1 protein-coding gene is annotated in these 1,638 nt (G+C 49.1%); it reads right to left on the minus strand.

What is annotated here, in order from left to right; all coding sequences use genetic code 11:
• Nucleotides 1–326: 326 nt before the first annotated feature.
• The gene (locus tag PDO_RS14560; RefSeq protein WP_007603067.1) at nucleotides 327–1,370 is read right to left on the minus strand and encodes a hypothetical protein; all 1,044 of its coding nucleotides are present in this window, start codon (nucleotides 1,368–1,370) and stop codon (nucleotides 327–329) included.
• Nucleotides 1,371–1,638: the final 268 nt, after the last annotated feature.

Genomic DNA, 1,638 nt, shown 5'->3' on the forward strand with positions numbered 1-1,638 from the left:
AGCCCAGAGGGCCGTATTTATTGAGAAGACCTGCTGCGACAGGAAATTAATCCTCACAACTTCAGCACAGACACTTGCGGCTGGGCGACTTTGTCATCGCCCGCGCCAAAGTTGTCAAACCTTCTCACCAAGTCGGGACTTATTAAACTCCGCCACTACGCCTTCCAACACGTCCCGATGGTGCTTCAACTTACCATCAATGAGAGCGACGAATTTCGGATCCTTCCAATTTTGTTTAGACAGGTTATAACCGGCCGCATGGTTAGCAATCTTTTGTTCTGCAGGCGTTAAGTGCAAAATTCGTTCGGGATTGCCGTGACCTCGAGTCATAGCCCCCCCGAATAGAAATTCAAAAAGCGACCCAAAGGTGTTAATTGATCAGGTTCAATATCGGCCCTACTACCGGCTGTGCAATATTCTAAGCTATCGCAAGTTTCAGTGCCGTATTTTTTAACAAACTCACTGAACTCCTTAAAAAGAGCGTGATCAAGCGTCGCGCCATCCTCACCTAAAAGTGTGCGCAGAGTCGCGGGACCTGAGATCTCGGGCTCGACGGTCTCGAACTCGGAAATATTACGCCCGGAAATCCGAGGCTCGGAAATCTGAAGCGCGAAGGTCCGGAACTTGGAGGTCTGCGGTTTCGAATTCCTTATCCATATCTTGATCATCGACTTCAAAGAAGAGACAAGGTCAACAATTCCATCTTGCACACTCACAAAGGCGGCAGCCAACCTGGAGCCAATAGGCGGCCATAGATTTGAGGCCGCCGATGTAAATGTCCGGAACGCCCTGATCAGCGTGGACTCGTTGGCAGCAAAAAGCTTGTCCTTGTCACTCTTGGAAATTCTCATGGCGCGACGTTTGGCTTTAGCATCGGCGGAATGCAGCTCCGCTCCTAAAGATACGCCGATTTTGGAATTCCCGCTTGACGAATTTAGCCGATTAGCCTTTTCCTCCTCCTCGTCGTTGCCAGAGGTTCCGCGGAGAATCGAGGGCAAGCTGTCCTCGCGCGTGCCTGACTCTTGGTCTATCTCAAAATCGCCTATCTCAAAATCAATGTCTATTTCAGGAGCTTTGTCTTGCGTAGAATTAGTTTTGACTTCGGTAGCCTTCACCCAACGCGATCCAGATTGCACATAATTGACGCGTTTCGCAGGATTTTGTTCCGCTTTCTTGTTGCGATAATTATTTTTTTTGCGATAATCGTTCGACTGCAAAATATCGACGTCAGAATCAGGTACCGCAGCGATCCACTTCCCATTCTTGGCTTGCGGCCCTTTGGTGACTTGCCGCGACTCAAATATAGCAATTAAACTGCTGAGGCTGGAACTCTGCGAACCTTTGCTGCTTGGAACTCCGCTGGGGGGCATTGCGTTAATCCTTACTTTTCCGAAATCTTGTCCATTGCACCAGGCCTGAGAAGGCCCGATTGGATCATGAAATTCTGTTGAATTGGTACAGTTTGGTTGAGAACCTAGCCGAAGCACAGGCGGCCTGCTGTGCCAAACTGGACACGCAACGGCAATAATCTTGGCTCCGGTTGGATATTTGTCGATTGCGGCGATCTAAGTGTCGGTCCACAAAGAACTTGAATGATATGAAACGTTTGTCGTCTAATCGTTCAAGGTATTTTCCGGG

Origin of the sequence: Rhizobium sp. PDO1-076 (genome assembly GCF_000247475.1) — a bacterium.
In the GTDB taxonomy this organism is placed as follows: Bacteria; Pseudomonadota; Alphaproteobacteria; order Rhizobiales; family Rhizobiaceae; genus Allorhizobium.

Bases quoted from the DNA above. Each gene is read 5' to 3' on its own strand.
- PDO_RS14560 (WP_007603067.1), bottom strand. From the start codon at position 1,370: ATGCCCCCCAGCGGAGTTCCAAGCAGCAAAGGTTCGCAGAGTTCCAGC.